This window comes from Stenotrophomonas sp. AG209, assembly GCF_003550055.1.
Lineage (GTDB): Bacteria > Pseudomonadota > Gammaproteobacteria > Xanthomonadales > Xanthomonadaceae > Stenotrophomonas.
This window is the reverse complement of sequence record NZ_QXDB01000001.1, coordinates 2,020,504-2,037,124: the sequence shown is the minus strand read 5'-3', so window position 1 is coordinate 2,037,124 and position 16,621 is coordinate 2,020,504. Positions and strand designations below refer to the sequence as shown.

14 protein-coding genes are annotated in these 16,621 nt (G+C 68.1%); 10 read left to right on the top strand and 4 right to left on the bottom strand.

The window, feature by feature from the left end; genetic code table 11:
- Nucleotides 1–2 precede the first annotated feature (2 nt).
- Nucleotides 3–314, bottom strand: a complete 312-nt coding sequence (locus DFO63_RS09450) for a KGG domain-containing protein (RefSeq protein WP_049443304.1) — start codon at nucleotides 312–314, stop codon at nucleotides 3–5.
- A 194-nt stretch (nucleotides 315–508) separates the two neighbouring features.
- Between DFO63_RS09450 and DFO63_RS09445 the strand changes: the two genes are divergently transcribed.
- The gene (locus DFO63_RS09445) at nucleotides 509–1,993 is read left to right on the top strand and encodes a DUF4434 domain-containing protein (RefSeq protein WP_049443305.1); all 1,485 of its coding nucleotides are present in this window, start codon (nucleotides 509–511) and stop codon (nucleotides 1,991–1,993) included.
- Nucleotides 1,994–1,997: 4 nt separating this feature from the next.
- Here the strand turns inward: DFO63_RS09445 and DFO63_RS09440 are convergent, their stop codons facing one another.
- Entirely contained in the window at nucleotides 1,998–2,462 is a 465-nt protein-coding gene (locus DFO63_RS09440) for a MarR family transcriptional regulator (RefSeq protein WP_049443306.1), read from the bottom strand.
- A gap of 49 nt (nucleotides 2,463–2,511) precedes the next feature.
- On the opposite strand from DFO63_RS09440, the gene DFO63_RS09435 reads away from it, so the two are divergent.
- From DFO63_RS09435 to DFO63_RS09425, 3 genes are all read left to right on the top strand, one after another.
- Complete coding sequence (locus DFO63_RS09435; RefSeq protein ID WP_119007004.1) at nucleotides 2,512–3,423, top strand: S41 family peptidase; 912 nt, start codon at nucleotides 2,512–2,514, stop codon at nucleotides 3,421–3,423.
- 98 nt (nucleotides 3,424–3,521) lie between these two features.
- Nucleotides 3,522–4,415, top strand: coding sequence for an NAD(P)-dependent oxidoreductase (locus tag DFO63_RS09430; RefSeq protein ID WP_014038589.1), 894 nt, complete (start codon nucleotides 3,522–3,524; stop codon nucleotides 4,413–4,415).
- A gap of 212 nt (nucleotides 4,416–4,627) precedes the next feature.
- On the top strand, nucleotides 4,628–7,159 hold the full coding sequence (locus DFO63_RS09425) for a methyl-accepting chemotaxis protein (RefSeq protein WP_119006806.1): 2,532 nt from the start codon (nucleotides 4,628–4,630) through the stop codon (nucleotides 7,157–7,159).
- Between the two features lie 90 nt (nucleotides 7,160–7,249).
- Here the strand turns inward: DFO63_RS09425 and DFO63_RS09420 are convergent, their stop codons facing one another.
- Complete coding sequence (locus tag DFO63_RS09420) at nucleotides 7,250–7,636, bottom strand: DUF2628 domain-containing protein (RefSeq protein ID WP_119006805.1); 387 nt, start codon at nucleotides 7,634–7,636, stop codon at nucleotides 7,250–7,252.
- Nucleotides 7,637–7,852: 216 nt separating this feature from the next.
- Between DFO63_RS09420 and DFO63_RS22110 the strand changes: the two genes are divergently transcribed.
- A complete protein-coding gene (locus DFO63_RS22110) occupies nucleotides 7,853–8,023 on the top strand; it encodes a hypothetical protein (RefSeq protein ID WP_005419553.1) in 171 nt (56 codons plus the stop codon).
- Between the two features lie 60 nt (nucleotides 8,024–8,083).
- On the opposite strand, the gene DFO63_RS09415 is transcribed toward DFO63_RS22110, so the two are convergent.
- Nucleotides 8,084–10,135 carry a TonB-dependent receptor gene (locus tag DFO63_RS09415; protein ID WP_119006804.1) on the bottom strand — a complete coding sequence of 684 codons (2,052 nt, stop codon included), beginning with the start codon at nucleotides 10,133–10,135 and terminating at the stop codon, nucleotides 8,084–8,086.
- 495 nt (nucleotides 10,136–10,630) lie between these two features.
- Here DFO63_RS09415 and mdoH point away from each other — a divergent pair, with 495 nt between their 5' ends.
- From mdoH to hemC, 5 genes are all read left to right on the top strand, one after another.
- Nucleotides 10,631–12,556 carry a glucans biosynthesis glucosyltransferase MdoH gene (gene mdoH / locus DFO63_RS09405; RefSeq protein ID WP_049443309.1) on the top strand — a complete coding sequence of 642 codons (1,926 nt, stop codon included), beginning with the start codon at nucleotides 10,631–10,633 and terminating at the stop codon, nucleotides 12,554–12,556.
- A 50-nt stretch (nucleotides 12,557–12,606) separates the two neighbouring features.
- Nucleotides 12,607–13,266, top strand: a complete 660-nt coding sequence (locus DFO63_RS09400) for an alpha/beta hydrolase (RefSeq protein ID WP_101766126.1) — start codon at nucleotides 12,607–12,609, stop codon at nucleotides 13,264–13,266.
- Nucleotides 13,267–13,269: 3 nt separating this feature from the next.
- Nucleotides 13,270–14,313, top strand: a complete 1,044-nt coding sequence (locus tag DFO63_RS09395) for a sensor histidine kinase (protein WP_049443311.1) — start codon at nucleotides 13,270–13,272, stop codon at nucleotides 14,311–14,313.
- Nucleotides 14,314–14,323: 10 nt separating this feature from the next.
- Complete coding sequence (locus DFO63_RS09390; RefSeq protein ID WP_049443312.1) at nucleotides 14,324–15,055, top strand: LytTR family DNA-binding domain-containing protein; 732 nt, start codon at nucleotides 14,324–14,326, stop codon at nucleotides 15,053–15,055.
- 560 nt (nucleotides 15,056–15,615) lie between these two features.
- Entirely contained in the window at nucleotides 15,616–16,527 is a 912-nt protein-coding gene (gene hemC, locus DFO63_RS09385; protein ID WP_101766125.1) for a hydroxymethylbilane synthase, read from the top strand.
- Nucleotides 16,528–16,621: the final 94 nt, after the last annotated feature.

Here is a 16,621-nt window from a genome sequence, read left to right as displayed (position 1 = left end):
AGTCAGCCCTGCTGGCGTTGCGCCCCCTCCTCCGTGGTTGGCGAAGGTTCGGCCACGTGCTGCTGTTGCTGCTGCCGTGCATTGGCGTGGCGCGCGTGCCCGCCTTCGCGGCCGATCGCTGCCATGTGCTGGCGATTGCGGCTGATCGCCTCGCCGCCCTTGCGGCCTGCCACGCGTGCCTCGGCCGGGCTGAACTCATGTGCATTGCCGGACGCATGCGCGGCGCGTCCACCCTTTGCGGCGATCGCGCGCTGCTTGTCCTGGTCCATCGAAGCGAAGCCGCGATGGGAGGTGCCGTGATGCTGGTCAGCCATGTGAAGGCTCCCGGTGCATGGAAGGGAAGCTCATCCTTGCGCGTGCCCGGCTAAGGGAGTGTCCGCGCCGGCGGCGCGGGCTTCACGCCACACCGCACTGCCTTTCACGGCGCAGCTACGCTGCTGCGAGGCGGGCGCGGCTTGGCTAGGATGGGCCGGCATGCCGGATGGCAACCCAGACAGGAAAGGACACCATGAACAGATTCGGATGGCTCGCACTGCTGGCCTGCGCTGCGCCGGCCCATGCGGACAACGTATTGCTGAGCGGTAGTTTCGTCCACTTCGGTTACTCGTCCACCGATGAGCAGTTGCCGGCGGCACAGTTGCCGATGTTCCTCGATGAACTGCAGGACCTGGGCAACGACACGCTCATCATCGGCCAGACCCGCGCCACGCGTGCCGGCGCGGGCTGCGCCAGCAGCGCGCAGGATTTCGAATGGATCGCCGGCTTCCCGGCCAAGCTGGGAACGGTACTGGACGCCGCCGCGGCGCGCGGGATGAAGGTCGTGGTCGGCACCACCTACAGTTCGGGCCAGTGCGCGACGTTCTGGCAGGGGGCGAACGCCGCAGCGGTGGCGCAGGATGCAGCACAGTCAATGGCGCTGCTGGCCCAGCACTACGCAGCGCATCCGGCATTCGGCGGCTGGTACATCACCGATGAGCCCGCGCAGGTGCCGGCCGATCGTGTGTCCTTCTACCGCGCGATCGTCTCAACACTGAAAGCGGCGACGCCGTCCAGGCCGGTGATGGTGGCGCCCTATCTGGCGTCGTCCAGCGTCGACCCGGCCAGTGTGGCCAGCGCTGCAGCGCGGTTCCGCACCGCCACGGGGGTCGACGTGCAGATCTGGCAGGACGGCATCGGCGCGGCGTCGCACGCGAAACTGTTCCAGTGGGATCGACCGGGCTACTCCACCGAGCAGTACTACCAGGCGTTGTCGGCGCAGCTGGGCGCCAGCGCCGTGTGGGCCGACATCGAGCTGTTCAACCATGGCAGCCCGCTGTTCCTGGACACCGGCAACGGCCTGTCCGGTGCATACCGGTCGGCGTCGGTGCAGCGCATCAACCAGCAGTTGTGGAGTGCGCGTTCGGCTGGCAAGCGCGTTGCCTGGCTCAACCAGTACCACATGTCCGAAGTGGTCGGCCCCGGCCAGGGCTACGGCGAGGCGCCGCGGATGATGAACACCTATCGCGGGTTGTACGGGTTGGGTGCCTCGTACCTCGTCGATCCGGTGCAGACCACCTATCGCTACAGCGTGGCGCCGGCAGCCAGCTATCCCGACAGCAGCGGCCATGAGTTGTTCGACCGCCGTGTAGGCGACCCGCGCAATCCGATGGACGCGGGCTGGGTAGGCGTGCACGGCAACGTCAGCATCACCATCGACCTCGGCCAGCGCCGACGGGTCGACTGGATCGGCCTGCACACGATGACCCGCCCGGCCTGGGGCATCGTCACGCCGACGTCGGTGCAGGTGATGTGCGCCGAGCCGGGAACTGCCGCCGTCCCGATCGGCACGCTGTCGGCACCCTTCACCCAGTCCGGCGTGATGGGCTCGACCGAAGAGGAGTACGTGCTCGGCAATGCAGCCCCCCTGGCTGCGCAATGCCGCACGCTGGAGCTGCGCGTGGCCAACGGCAGCTGGACCTTCCTCAGCGAGATCGAGATGGCCGCAGAGCAGTAGCGCTTCAGCGCCGGCGGGCGTCCTGCAGGCGCTGTGCGAAGGGCCGTTGTTCGAGCGCCACCAGTGCTTCGCGCAGCACCTGCTCCAGCGACTGGCCCAGATCGGCATCGAGGCTGCGTGCCGCCACTGCGGTGGCCTGCCATTGCGCCTGCAGCACAGGCATCGCGCGCTGCGCGCGTGGGCTCAACTGCAGGATGCGTTCGCGCCCGTCGTCACCGTTGGCAGTGTGTAGCCAACCATCGCGCACCATCGCCGCCACGGTCTGGCTGAGCGCCGAATGGCTGAGCCCGCAGGCCAGCGCGAGGTCCTTGATCCGGCAGGGGCCCTGCGCCATCAGCGTGCGCAGCACCGGCGTGTAGCGCGGCCGGTAGTCCAGGCGCAGGTCCTGGTAGGCCTGCTCGACGGCCGGGTCCAGCTGGTCGAGCAGGGCGCGCAGCAGGGTACCCAGCGTGGCGTGTTGGAGATCCATGACCGGGATGATATATAAGCACTTATATATCTTCAATGCGGGGTGGATGATGGCGCTCTCCTGGATGCTCGGCGCGTTGCTGGCGGCGGCCTGCCCCGCGCAGGACGGGGTCCTGCAGGCGGCCGCCAGCGCCGTGCAGGCGCAGTACCTGGACGAGGCGCAGGGCGCCCGCATCGCCGACGCCCTGCGCAGCTGGTCGACGCAGCAGCGCTATGCGGACAGCTGCTCGGATCCTGCTGCGTTCAGCGCACGCCTGAACCAGGACCTGGACATGTTCGATGGCCACTTCCACGTTGAACGCGTGGACGCGGCGGCCGGCCAGGACGACTGGTTGATGGCCTGGCGCGCCGATGCCCGCAGCAACGGCGCCGGCGTGCGCGAGGTGCGGGTGCTGGAGGGCAACGTTGGCTACCTGCGGTTGAGTACCTTCTATCCGCTGGATCTGGCGCGGCCGAAGCTTGCTGCGGCCTTCATGCTGCTGGCCGACACCGATGGCCTGGTGCTGGACCTGCGCCAGAACGGCGGCGGCGACGATGCAAGTGCCGATCTGCTGGTACGGACGCTGCTGGACGCGAAGATCGGCACGGTGCAGCAGCTGGACCAGCGCGGCCGGCGCACGCCGGTACCGCTGCCGCCGGCGAGCCTGCCCGCCTACCTGAAACCGCTGGTGGTGCTGATCGACCGCCGCACCGGTTCGGCCGCCGAGTTCGTCGCCTACTCGCTGCAGGCCTTGGGTCGCGCGCGGATTGTCGGCACGCGCAGTGGCGGCGCAGCGCATATGTTTAGTGATCCTGTGCTGCTGCCCGATGGCTATCAGATCAGCATTCCCGACCGGCAACCCATCAATCTGCGCACCGGTGGCAACTGGGAAGGCACCGGCGTGAGGCCTGATGTGGCCGGCGGCGACGATCCGCTGTTCATCGCGCGGCAACTGCTGGCGCCTGCGAAGTCGTCAAGATGAACGCACGATTGCATGGCTGTCCTATCGCAGATGCGCGAATGCATGCCTAGAATCGAGGCATCCCGGTAGTTCCCGGGCGCTTCGAGTGAATGGACTCAATGAAGATTCTGTTGACCGGCAGTTCCGGGCGCATCGGGCGCGCGATCTTCGGTGCATTGGCGGCCGCCCACGAAGTGGTGGGGCTGGACCGCAGCCCGTTCGCCACCACGCGCATCATTGCCGATGTCACCGACCGCCAGGCCGTCGCACGCGCGGTAAAGGGCGTGGACGCGGTCATCCATACCGCGGCCCTGCATGCCCCGCATGTTGGCCTGGTGCCGGACGCGGTGTTCCAGCAGATCAACGTGGAGGCAACCGCGCACCTGCTGCAGGCCGCACGCGAAGCCGGCGCACGGCGTTTCGTGCTGACCAGCACCACGGCGCTGTACGGCCATGCCGTGGTAGCCGGTGGCTGCCGCTGGATCGACGAAGACACCGAGCCGCTGCCGCGCACGATCTACCACCGCACCAAGCTGCAGGCCGAGACCCTGGCTGAAGCTGCCGCCACGCCGGGCTTCAGCGTTCGCGTGCTGCGCATGGGCCGGTGCTTCCCGGAACCGCCCGAACGGATGGCGATGTTCCGCCTGCATCGCGGCATCGACGCCCGCGATGTGGCCAGCGCACATGCTGCACTGCTGCTCGACGAAGGCGCCCGTTTCGCCCGCTACCTCGCCTGCGCGCCGACGCCGTTCCGGCGCGAGGACTGCCTGGAACTGGCCACCCACCCGCGCAGCGTGCTGGCCCGCCGCGCGCCGCAGCTGCTGGCCGAGTTCGAACGCCGTGGCTGGCCGCTGCCATTGAGCATCGACCGTGTCTACGACAGTGCCCGCCTGCGCAGCGAGCTGGGCTGGCAACCGTGCTTCGGGCCGGACGACGTGCTGCAGCAGTACGCCGTCGGCAGCATCGAGGTACTGCCGCGCGCGCAGTGGATCAAGGACCGCGTGGCCGAGTGAGGTCATCGCGACGGGCGGGTAGCTGACCCGACCCTGAGCAGATTCAGGAATGTGCAGGCCGGTCGCCTCAACCTCGTTGGCGGGCGGCCGCTAACCCGGTGCGCTTCCAGCGCCGGGACCACCCCGGCGGCCGGTGGCCTGCGCGACGGATCGCGCGCCTGCGCGGTGCCTTCGTGGTGCCGGTCGTCCTGAACTGCCTTGCGGACCCTCCCATGTCTTCTTCCCGCTCCGCCGCTGCCCGCCGCCCGGGTAGCATCGCCCACAAGCTGATGCTGGGCACCGCCGCGATCGCGCTGCTGTGCTTCGGCCTGACCGCGTTCCTGATCTACCGACAGGCCAGCGCCAGCCTGATCAGCGCTTCGCGCCAGACCATGACCAGCGAGGCCACCGCCGAAGCGCGCCAGGTCTCGGCCGATCTGGGCACCGCCTTCGCCAGCAATGACGCCATGGTCGAGACCGTGCTGGCCCAGCGCGCCCGTGGCGATGTGCCCGATCGCGCCAGCCTGGCCGCCGTGCTGGGTGAGCAGCTGCGCACCCATCCGGAATGGCTGGGCAAGAGCACCATGTGGGAGGCCGACGCCTTCGACGGCAAGGATGCCGCGTTCGTCAACACCGAAGCGCACGACGCCACCGGCCGCTACATGAGCTACTGGGCCTGGCATGACGGCAAGCCGCAGCAGTCGCAGATGACCGACTACACCGAGACTGCCAGTGGTTCCGGTGACTGGTACATCGTGCCCAGCCGCGACAAGCTTCCCAAGGTCAGCGAGCCCTATGCCTATGACATCGCCGGGCAGCAGGTGCTGATGAGTACGCTGAGCACGCCGATCATCGAGAACGACAAGTTCCTCGGTGTATTCACCGTCGACTTCTCGCTGGCGGCACTGCAGAGGCACCTGGCCACGCTGAAGCCGATGGGGGCCGGCCGGATCGAACTGCTGTCGCCGAAGGGCGTGGTGCTGGCCTCGGCCAACGCCGCCGAAATCGGCAAGCCGCGTAACGATGCACTGACCCGCAGCATGCTGACCGAGATCGCCGCCGACCGCCCGTTCGAGGCCTTCAGCCCCGATGCGGCCGGCAACGTGCGCGTGTATGTGCCGCTGCGCGTGGGCGATGCCCCGCAGCGCTTCGCGCTGGGCGTGGTGATGCCGCATGCGGTGATCGTGGCCGAAGCGCGCCAGCTGCTGTGGCTGACCCTGCTGGTCGGCGTGATCGCCGCGCTGACCCTCAGCGCCGGTGTCTATGTACTGCTGCGCCGCCTGGCGATCCGCCCGCTGGCCGAAGCGGTGCGCGTGGCCGGCGACGTCGCCGCCGGCAAGCTGGACAGCACGTTGCCGGCGCGCAGCAATGACGAAGTGGGGCGCCTGCTGGACGCGATGCAGGGCATGCGCGGCCAGCTGCAAGCGGTGATGGCCGCGCAGGCCGAAATGGCGCGCCGCCACGATGCCGGTGAACTCAGCTACCGCATGGATGCCGCGGCGTTCCCGGGCGAGTACGGCCGCATGGTGGCCGACAGCAACCAGCTGGTGGCGTCCAGCAATGCGGTCACCCAGCGCCTGGTTGAAGTGATGCAGCGTTATGCCGTGGGCGACCTCAGCGTGGACATGGAAGCGCTGCCGGGCGAGAAGGCGGTGTTCACCGCCGCGATGGCGACCACCAAGAGCAACCTGGCCGCGATCAACGAGCAGATCCAGCAGCTGGCCGCCGCTGCCGCCGCCGGTGATTTCGCCGTGCGCGGTGATGCACTGCGCTTCGACCACGATTTCCGCCGCATGGTGGAGACCCTGAACACGATGATGCAGGTCAGCGACCACAACCTGGCGGCGCTGTCGACGCTGCTGCGCGCGATCGCCGCCGGTGACCTCAGCGCCCGCATGCAGGGCGACTTCCACGGGGTGTTCGCAGTGATGCGCGACGATGCCAACAGCACCGTGCAGCAGCTGACCCAGATCGTCGGCCAGATCCAGCAGTCGGCGGCCAGCATCCGCCTGGCCGCCGGCGAGATCGCCGCCGGCAACAGCGATCTGTCGCGGCGCACCGAACAGCAGGCCGCCAACCTGGAAGAAACGGCCGCGTCGATGGAAGAGCTGACGTCCACCGTGCGCCAGAATGCCGATCACGCGCTGCAGGCCAACACGCTGGCCGGTTCCGCGGCGGGCGTGGCCAGCGAAGGTGGCCAGGTGGTCAGCCAGGTGGTGCACACCATGGAGCAGATCGAAGCGTCGTCGCAGCGCATCGCCGAGATCATCTCGGTGATCGATGGCATCGCCTTCCAGACCAATATCCTTGCGCTGAACGCGGCAGTGGAAGCGGCGCGCGCCGGTGAGCAGGGCCGCGGCTTCGCCGTGGTCGCCAGCGAAGTGCGCGCACTGGCGCAGCGCTCGGCCGGTGCGGCCAAGGAGATCAAGGAGCTGATCGACGCCTCGGTGGCGCAGGTGGGTGCCGGTGCGCAGCTGGTGCACGGCGCGGGCCGCACCATGCAGGAAATCGTCGGCCAGGTCGGCCGGGTCAACGAGATCATGGCCGAGATCTCGGCGGCCTCGCGCGAGCAGTCGGCCGGCATCGAGCAGGTCAACCAGACCGTGGTGCAGATGGACGAAACCACCCAGCAGAACGCCGCGCTGGTGGAGGAAGCCAGCGCCGCCGCGCGGGCGATGGAAGAGCAGGCCGAGCAGCTGGCGGTGGCGGTATCGCGCTTCCGCCTGCAGGCCGAGCCGCAGGTGCCGTCACGCCGCGCAGCCTGAGGCACTGCATGAACGATGACGCCCGGCCAAGGCCGGGCGTCATCGTTGCTCTCGCTGGTGCACCGGACCGCGTCCGGTGACTGCGGTGGCTTAGAACATGCCTTCGAACGGGTTCCAGCTGGCCTTGCCCTTCACCTGTTCCAGGTAGTAGCTGTAGTTGGTGCTGGAGGCGACCAGGAAGTTCATGGCGATGAACAGTGCGCGGGCAACGATTTCCGGCAGGAACAGAGTGACGATGACCAGCACGATGTTGATGCCGATCACCACCAGCGCCTTGCGCCACATGCCCAGGATGAACAGGTAGATGGCGCCGAAGAAGAAGGCGAAGAAGTTGATGTTGACCTTCAGGCGGTCGCCGAAGGACAGCGCCTTCCAGGCCTGCTTGAAACCCGGCTCCTTGGGAGCGCCGTGCTGCTGGAAGAAGTTGAAGCGGAACTGCCACTTCGGGCTGAAGCGGGAGAGGTCGACTGCGTTCATTGACGAATACGTCCTTGTAGGAAAACGGTTACATGATACGGGGCGATCGGTTCAGGAAACCAGCCTCGGGCGTCAAAAATGTGACGGGTGGGCCGGTGTGGGGCTGCGGCAGGGCGCCGCACCGTCACCCACCCGCCTTGTTTTTAGGATAGGGTGCGCAGTTCCGCTGCCGCCCCGGCTGGACCCGTGCGGCGGCGGGATGTCCATGGAGGTTGCATGACCACACCTGCTACACCGGAAAACGCACCGGGACCGGTGCTCCTGCCGACACCTGAAGTGGTGCAGGCACAACAACTGCTCGCACGCCAGCAACTGGCGGTGGCGATGGACCGTGCACGCACGGCCGCCACGCGGGATGCGGCACCGGCCGCGCTGGAAAGCGAGTAACCCGCAACACCGTCGATCGCGCTGGCATGTCGCCAGCGCGATCACGGCGCGCGCCGCCGGTCAGAACCGTGCGGTCATGCTCAGGAAGTAGCTGCGCCCGGCCACGAAGTAGTCGGTGGAGCCTTCGGCATACAGCTTCTTGTCCGCCAGGTTGCTGACGCCACCGCGCAGGGTCAGTACCTCGTTGACGTTCCATGCAGCGGTCAGGTCATACAGCGTGTAGGCCTTGAGGAAGGTCGTGGCGGTGCCGGTCTGCTTGCCGGTGTACTGCGCCGACAGGCTGCTGGAGAACACCGTGTTCGGCGTCCAGTCCAGCGACGAATAGCCTGAGAATTCCGGCGTATCGATCAGGTTGCGGCCGGTGGTCAGGTTCTTGGCTTCCTTCATCCACGTGGCCGAGGTGCGCCAGCGCCACTGCTCGCCGAAGCGGACATTGAAGTTGCCTTCCATGCCGCTGGTGCGCGCGCGCTGCACGTTGCTCATGCGCGTCCACCAGATGCCGTTGAAACGGCCCAGCGGCGCGTACTCGATCTTGTTCCGGAAGTCGGTATGGAAGTAGGTCACGCCGACATCGATCAGGTCATTGTCGAAGCTGATGCCGATCTCGCGGTTGGTGCTGGTTTCCGGATCCAAGTCCGGGTTGCCGGCCATGTAGCAGCCGCCGCGGGTATAGCCCAGCGGGATCAGCGAGGTGCAGCCGCGGCCGCCGGACTGGGTGGCCGCGGTGGCCGAATTCTCGGTCAGGCTGGGCGCCCGGAAGCCCTTGGAGACGCCACCGCGGATCGTCCACTGTTCGGCCGGATGCCAGACCAGGTACGCACGCGGGCTGACGTGGCCGCCGAACTTCTCATGGTGGTCCAGGCGCGCGCCCACGGTCAGGGCCAGGGTGCGGTGCAGCTTCAGTTCGTCTTCGACGAACAGCGCCCACGTATCCACTTCCAGGTTGGAGCCGCTGACGGCGTTGCCGGCGTAGTCGATCGGCGCGCGGCCGATGGTGTCGGTGTTGGTCAGCTCCTGGCGCTTCCATTGCCCACCCACGGCGAACTGGTGTTCAACGCCCAGCGTGAACGGCGTGGTCAGGCTGCCTTCGATGATCGTGTCGGTGGCCTCGGAACGTCCGGTGGCGCCGATGTCGTTCTTGTATTCGGTCCAGTACGCGCTGAGCTTGGAGGTGCCGAAGCTCCACGTGCCATCATGGTTGAGCGCCAGCGAACTGCGCTTGAGCTCACTGGCACCCCAGGCGCCTTCGTCCTGCTTTTCCAGCGACGCATCGATGAAGGCCTGCTGCACGCCATGGCCGGCTTCCAGCGACAGTTCCTGTGCATCGCTCAGCTTCCACTGCAGCAGCGCATCGACATTGCGGTCCTTCTCGCCGGCGTAGGCATTGCCGTAGACACCGTTGTTGGACTGGTCCGAATCACGGCGCATGCTGTTGGCACCGATGCGCAGGCCGAAGCGTTCGCCCAGCGGGCCGGAGATGGTGGCGCCGATCTGCTGGGTATCGCCGCGCTTGCCATCACCGGGACGGGTATAGCTGTGGGTGGCGCTGCCATTCCATTCGTCGCCGATGCGCCGGGTAATGATGTTGATCACGCCGCCCATCGCGTCAGAGCCGTACAGCGACGACATCGGGCCGCGCACCACTTCGATGCGTTCGATCTGGTCGGGCGAGATCCAGTTCAGGTCCTGGCGGCCGAGGTCGGGGCGATAGTTGGTCGCGGCCGAGCTGCCCATGCGCTTGCCGTCCACCAGCACCAGCGTGTAGTTGGAAGGCATGCCACGCAGCTTGATCTTGGACTGTTCGCCGACCGCGCTGAGGCCGCCGGTCACGCCCGGCACGCGGCTGAGCAGGGTGGCCAGGTCGGGCACCGGCTGGCGCTCGATGTCCTCACGGCTGATCACGCTGATGCTGGCCGGGGCATCCTTGATCCATTGCTGGCTGCCCGAGGCGGTGACCACCACGGTATCCAGGTCCTTGGTGGAGGCATCGGCGCTGGCCTCTGCAGCGGCCAGGCCGGGCAGGGCGACCAGGCAGGCGGTGGCCAGAGCGCTGGCCAGGCGGGTGCGCGGCAGGCGCGCGGAACGGGAACGGGAACGGGACGACGGGGACATGACGGCTTCCATGGGAGGTGGGGAGACCCTGTGGAAGCAGCAGGCGCAGGCAGACAGCAGGCAGCCACCCTTCCGTGGGTCGTCGGGCGCGCGGTGTGGACCGGCGCAGCTGGGTGGGTCGCGGCCGTGCGGAAGACGGTGACCTGCCTGGTTAATGAAATGATAACCGTTCGCGTTTGTTACGATCCAGTACCGGGGGCGATGTAATGACATCTGGCCATTCCCCGGCGTGATCGCCTGCTATTTGCTGAATGGGGATAAATCCCGGCGTAGACCTTCGCGCTCGGCTTACATTCGGCGCCCTAGACTGGGCCGCATTTTCGATTCCGCCCCGTTGGAGATCGTGTGGGTTCCGGTAGTGACAGACATCGACTGTGCGGCCTGAGGCCGACACAGCCAGGACAAGTGCGGGCGCCGGGAAAGCGCGCCGCGAACCATGGTGCATGCAGCCCGGCCGGGATGGCCGGCCGTGCCGACGGCGCGGAGTAGGCGGCGATGGGGGTGCAGACCATCCATGCGGAAGCAGAAACGCCCCGGCTCGATGCCGGCTGGGCGCTGCTGCCCGCTGAATCTCCCTTGCAGATGCCCGAACAGACCCTGCGCGAAGGCGCGCTGAAGGTCCGGCGGCACCGCACGTCGCCGCGCCTGATCGGCCTGCGCCGGCTGTACATCTTCGGTGGCACGCTCGGCATGACCGCCGTGGCCACGCGGATGATGTGGCGGGTGCTGTCGGCCAATGGCATCAGCGTGCTTGAAGCCTGTCTGCTGGTACTGTTCGTCGGCCTGTTTGCCTGGATCGCGCTGTCTTTCGCCAGCGCCCTGGCCGGCTTCCTGACCGCCGTGTTCGACCGTGGCTACCGCCTCGGCATCGACCCGGACAAGCCGCTGCCGACCGTGCACAGCCGCACCGCACTGCTGATGCCGACCTACAACGAAGATCCGCGCCGCCTGCTGGCGGGCCTGCAGGCGATCTACGAGTCGGTGGCGGCCACCGGCCAGCTCGACCGCTTCGATTTCTTCGTGCTCAGCGATACCCGTCGCGAGGATATCGCCGCTGCCGAGGAGCAGGTGTTCGCCGAGCTGCGCGAGCGGGTGCCGGACGGGCAGACCCGCCTGTTCTACCGTCGCCGTGGTGACAACAGCGGGCGCAAGGCCGGCAACATCGCCGACTGGGTCCGCCGCTTCGGCGGTGCCTACCCGCAGATGCTGATCCTCGACGCCGACAGCCTGATGACCGGCGACAGCATCGTGCGCCTGGTGGCCGGCATGGAGCACAACGCCGACGTCGGCCTGATCCAGACCCTGCCGTCGGTGATCGGCGGCCGTACCCTGTTCGCGCGCATGCAGCAGTTCGGCGGCCGCGTGTACGGGCCGGTGATCGCCCGCGGCGTGGCCTGGTGGCATGGCGCCGAGAGCAACTACTGGGGCCACAACGCCATCATCCGCACCCGCGCCTTCGCCGACCACGCCGGCCTGCCGGCGCTGCCGGGGCGCAAGCCGTTCGGCGGCCACGTGCTCAGCCATGACTTCGTCGAAGCGGCGTTGATGCGGCGTGGCGGCTGGGCCGCGCACATGGTGCCCTACCTCGGTGGCAGCTATGAAGAGGGCCCGCCGACCCTGACCGACCTGCTGGTGCGCGACCGTCGCTGGTGCCAGGGCAACCTGCAGCACGGCAAGGTGGTCGGCAGCCGCGGCCTGCACTGGATCAGCCGCACGCACATGCTGATCGGCATCGGCCACTATTTCACCGCGCCGATGTGGGCAATGCTGATGCTGATCGGCATCGCCATCCCGCTGTTCCAGGAGGGCATCGATTTCAACGCCCTGCTGCACCTGTCGCCCAGCGTCTACTGGCGCGCACAGGACGAAGAGCAGGTGGTGCGCCTGTTCGCCGCCACCATGGCGGTGCTGCTGCTGCCCAAGGTGCTCGGCTACCTGGCGATGCTGCTGGACCCGGTCGACCGCCGTGGCTGCGGCGGTGCGATCCGTGCCTTCGTGTCGATGCTGGTGGAAACCGTGTTGGCCGCACTGATGGCGCCGGTGGTGATGTACGTGCAGTCGCGGGGCGTGGCCGAAGTGTTGTCCGGCCGCGATTCCGGCTGGGACGCGCAGCAGCGTGACGACGGTGGCATCTCGTGGCTGGCACTGATCCGCGGCTACGGTGGCCTGGGTGTGTTCGGCGCCTTCATGGGCGTGCTGGCCTGGGCGGTGTCGCCATCGCTGGCGGCGTGGATGGCGCCGGTGGTGATCGGCATGGTGCTGGCGGTCCCGGTGGTGGCGTTGACGTCCTCGCGTGGCCCCGGCGCCTTCCTGCACCGTCTTGGCCTGCTCGATATCCCCGAGGAGAACATCCCGCCGCCGGTGCTGGTACGCGCCGCGCAGCTGCGCCGGGAAGCGGCCGCGCAACCGCCGCTGTACTGATTGCCCCGCGCCAGCGGCATAATGCGGCTCGAACTTGAAGGAGCCGCATCATGCTGCAAACGGTGGAACAGGAAACCGGCGCCTCGCCGCAGTGGTCGGTGATCTGGCTGCACGGCCTCGGCGCCGATGGCCATGATTTCGCGCCGATCGTGCCGGAGCTGGTGCGGCCGCATTGGCCGGCGCTGCGCTTCGTGTTCCCGCACGCACCGGTGCGGCCGATCACGATCAACAACGGCGTGCCGATGCGCGGCTGGTACGACATCGTCGGCATGGACTTCCGTTCGCGCGCCGACATGGCCGGCGTGCAGGAATCGGTGGCGCAGCTGGACGCGCTGATCGCGCGTGAGATCGAGCGCGGCATTCCGGCGGAGAAGATCTTCCTGGCCGGCTTCTCGCAGGGTGGCGCGATCATCCTGACCGCTGCGCTGTCGCGCACCGCGCCGCTGGCCGGCCTGATCGCGCTGTCCACCTACCTGCCCGAAGCTGAAAGCGCCACGCGTGTTGACGGTGCCGTGCAGGTGCCGGTGTTCATGGCCCATGGCAGCAGCGACCCGGTGATTCCGCAGGCGGTGGCCGTACACAGCGCGCAGGCGCTGCAGGCGCTGGGCCTGGAGGTGGAATGGCACAGCTACCCGATGGCCCACCAGGTCTGTGCCGAAGAGATCCAGGCACTGGGTGACTGGCTGCAGGAACGCCTGGGCGCGGGCTGAGCCATGTCCCCGGCCAGCACACCGCCATGGATGCCGGAACTGTGCCGCCTGCCGCGGCTGGCGGCGATGCTGGGCCTGGCCGAACTGGTGGTGGTGGTGCTGGCCCTGGCCCCGGATGGCAGCCGCCACTGGACCTTCGGCGAACTGCTGTCGGCCAGTGGATTCGCGCTATGGCTGGCGTTGGCGGTGACCGCCTGCCTGTGCCTGCTGCGGCAGGCGCTGTCCAGGCTGCCGCAGGTGCTGGGGGCGGTCGCCGCCATCGCACTGGCGACCCTGATCGCGGTGGTCTGTGCCGGCATCGTGCACGCCTTGTACGCGGTGCTGGGTGACAGCTTCGCCAGCGGCATCAGCTTCTGGCGCTTCACCCTTGGGAGTGCAGCAACCACGGCGCTGATCACCGCGCTGGCGCTGCGCTACTTCTATGTCAGCGACCGCTGGGCCGCGCAGGTGCAGGCCAATGCACGCGCCCAGGCCGACGCGCTGCAGGCGCGGATCCGCCCGCACTTCCTGTTCAACAGCATGAACCTGATCGCCAGCCTGCTGCATCGCGATCCCGCGGTGGCCGAACGTGCGGTGCTCGATCTGTCCGATCTGTTCCGTGCTGCGCTCGGTGCAGGCGAGGGCGATTCCACCCTGCGCGACGAATGCGAACTGGCCGAGCGCTACCTGTCGATCGAATCGCTGCGCCTGGGCGAACGCCTGCAGGTGCGCTGGCAGCGCGACGAGCCGCTGCCGTGGGACCTGCCATTGCCGAGGCTGGTACTGCAGCCGCTGGTGGAAAACGCCGTGCTGCACGGCATCTCGCGCCTGCCCGACGGCGGCACCATCGAGCTGCAGCTGCTGTGCGAGGGCAACGAGCTGCAGATCCGCGTGCGCAATCCCGCGCCTGATCCGCAGGCGCCCGGGCTGGCCTTGGCGCGGGGGGCCGGCCATGCCCAGCACAGCATCGGCCATCGGCTGGCCTGGCGCTTCGGCAGCGCCGCGCGGATGACGGCTGGCTGGAGCGAAGGCTACTATGCCTGCCAGGTGACAGTGCCGATCCAGTGAGGGAACGATCGTGAGGGTAGTCATCGCCGATGACGAACCACTGGCGCGCGAGCGCCTGCGCAGCCTGTTGGCGGCGCAGGACGGCGTGGACGTGGTGGCCGAGGCCGGCAACGGCGAGCAGGCCCTGCACGCGTGCGCGGAGCTGCAGCCCGACCTGGTCCTGCTGGACATCGCAATGCCTGGGCTGGACGGCCTGGAAGCAGCCCGCCACCTGGCCAGCTTCGAACCGCGGCCGGCGGTGGTGTTCTGCACTGCCTACGATGCGCATGCGCTGTCGGCGTTCGAGGCCGCAGCGATCGACTACCTGATGAAGCCAGTGCGCGCCGAACGACTGGCAGCGGCGATTGCACGTGCACGCACATTCCTGGCCGGCCGCGATGGCCAGCCGCAGGAACATGGCGGGCAGCAGGCACGCAGCGTGCTGTGCGCACGCCTGCGCGGCAGCCTGCGGCTGATTCCGCTGGACGACATCCACTACCTGCAGGCCGAAGAGAAGTACGTGGTAGTGCACCACGCGCGCGGCGAGGACCTGATCGAGGAATCGCTGAAGTCGCTGGAAGAAGAGTTCGCCAGCCGTTTCATCCGCATCCATCGCAACTGCCTGGTGGCGCGCCACGAGCTGGTGGAACTGCGCCGCGGCTCGGGTGGGCAGGTGCAGGCGGTGCTGCGGCATGGCAGGCAGCCGCTGGAAGTCAGCCGCCGCTGCGTGGCGACGCTGAAGCAGGAACTGCGGCATCTGTGAGTGTTCCGCGCGGCCTGCGGCCGCGACTGCTTACAGATCAACATCAAGATCAACAGCAGGTTGGTCGGCTCATTGTTCTTACGTGCTGGGTCGGGTCGGGGTGGGGTGACGGGACACGCCGTAAACCCATCCATGGGGGCTCGATGGCGCCATCCATGGCGCCAACGGTCCCGTCACCCCACCCCGGCCCAACCCTCTCGTTCTTCACTGCATCGGACAGCAAGAGCATTGGTGTTATCGGCTTGGAAAGAGGGGTCAGATCCCTTTTCCTGCGGAAAAGGGATCTGACCCCGGAAGCCGTCGGCTGTTGCTTTTGCTTCTGCTTTTTTTTCTTTTGATCTTCCGTGGCTGACGCGCACGGAAACTGTCAGAGGCCGGGGCGGTGGGGGCAGGCGGGGTGTCCGCGGCATGGATGCCGCGGCCAAGCCCCCAAGGACGGGTTTACGGCGTCCCCGCGTGACCCCACCGCCCCGGCCAAGCGCCATAGATCCAGCCGATGCAGCAGCCACGAGGGGCTCCGCCGTTGGCCGTATCCGCGCCGAAGGCGCGATAATGACCGGATGGAAACCGTCCGCATCGCCACCCGCAAGAGCCCGCTCGCCCTCTGGCAGAGCGAACACGTCGCCGACCGCCTGCGCCAGGCCCATCCCGGCCTGCATGTGGAACTGGTGCCGATGAGCACCCGCGGTGACGAGGTGCTGGACCGCTCGCTGGCCGCCATCGGTGGCAAGGGCCTGTTCCTGAAGGAGCTGGAGCTGGCCATGCTGCGCGGTGAGGCCGACTGCGCCGTGCACTCGCTGAAGGATGTGCCGATGGAACTGGATGAACCCTTCGCGCTGCCGGCGATGCTGACCCGCCACGATCCGGCCGATGGTTTCGTCTCCAACCTGTACGCCTCGCTGGACGCGCTGCCGATCGGTGCGCGGGTCGGCACCTCGTCGCTGCGCCGCCAGGCCCAGCTGCGCGCGCTGCGCCCGGATCTGGAATTGCTGGACCTGCGCGGCAACGTCAACACCCGCCTGGCCAAGCTCGACAATGGTGGCTACGACGCCATCGTGCTGGCCGTGGCCGGCCTGGAGCGTCTGGGCCTGGGCGAGCGCATCGTCGCGCGCCTGCAACCGCCGCAGTGGCTGCCGGCACCGGCGCAGGGCGCGGTGGCGGTGGAGTGCGACGGTGGCAATACGCGCCTGATGGCGCTGTTCGCCACGCTTGATGACGCAGCTACGCGCGCCTGCGTGGAAGCCGAGCGGGCGATGAACCGTGCGCTGCACGGCAGCTGCCACGTGCCGGTGGCGGCGATCGCGCAGTGGCAGGGCGACGACCTGCACCTGCAGGGCCTGGTCGGCAGTGCCAGCGATGGTCGTGCGGTGCGCGCCGAGGCGGTGGGCCCGGCCCGGGATCCGGAGGCGCTGGGCCAGCGCGTGGCGAAGATGCTGCTGGACGCCGGTGCCGGCGAACTGCTGAACGTCTGATCCATCGCAGGTAGTGCCGGCCATCGGCCGGCAACCTCGTGCCCCAGTTGAATGCAGTTGCCGGCCAGCGGCCGGCACTACCGGAAGCAGAACG

Coding starts and splice junctions, on each gene's coding strand:
- DFO63_RS09400 (WP_101766126.1), top strand. CDS start 12,607: ATGCTGCAAACGGTGGAACAGGAAACCGGCGCCTCGCCGCAGTGGTCG.
- DFO63_RS09440 (WP_049443306.1), bottom strand. CDS start 2,462: ATGGATCTCCAACACGCCACGCTGGGTACCCTGCTGCGCGCCCTGCTC.
- DFO63_RS09435 (WP_119007004.1), top strand. CDS start 2,512: ATGGCGCTCTCCTGGATGCTCGGCGCGTTGCTGGCGGCGGCCTGCCCC.
- DFO63_RS09445 (WP_049443305.1), top strand. CDS start 509: ATGAACAGATTCGGATGGCTCGCACTGCTGGCCTGCGCTGCGCCGGCC.
- DFO63_RS09425 (WP_119006806.1), top strand. CDS start 4,628: ATGTCTTCTTCCCGCTCCGCCGCTGCCCGCCGCCCGGGTAGCATCGCC.
- DFO63_RS09395 (WP_049443311.1), top strand. CDS start 13,270: ATGTCCCCGGCCAGCACACCGCCATGGATGCCGGAACTGTGCCGCCTG.
- DFO63_RS09430 (WP_014038589.1), top strand. CDS start 3,522: ATGAAGATTCTGTTGACCGGCAGTTCCGGGCGCATCGGGCGCGCGATC.
- DFO63_RS09420 (WP_119006805.1), bottom strand. CDS start 7,636: ATGAACGCAGTCGACCTCTCCCGCTTCAGCCCGAAGTGGCAGTTCCGC.
- mdoH (WP_049443309.1), top strand. CDS start 10,631: ATGGGGGTGCAGACCATCCATGCGGAAGCAGAAACGCCCCGGCTCGAT.
- hemC (WP_101766125.1), top strand. CDS start 15,616: ATGGAAACCGTCCGCATCGCCACCCGCAAGAGCCCGCTCGCCCTCTGG.
- DFO63_RS22110 (WP_005419553.1), top strand. CDS start 7,853: ATGACCACACCTGCTACACCGGAAAACGCACCGGGACCGGTGCTCCTG.
- DFO63_RS09450 (WP_049443304.1), bottom strand. CDS start 314: ATGGCTGACCAGCATCACGGCACCTCCCATCGCGGCTTCGCTTCGATG.
- DFO63_RS09415 (WP_119006804.1), bottom strand. CDS start 10,135: ATGTCCCCGTCGTCCCGTTCCCGTTCCCGTTCCGCGCGCCTGCCGCGC.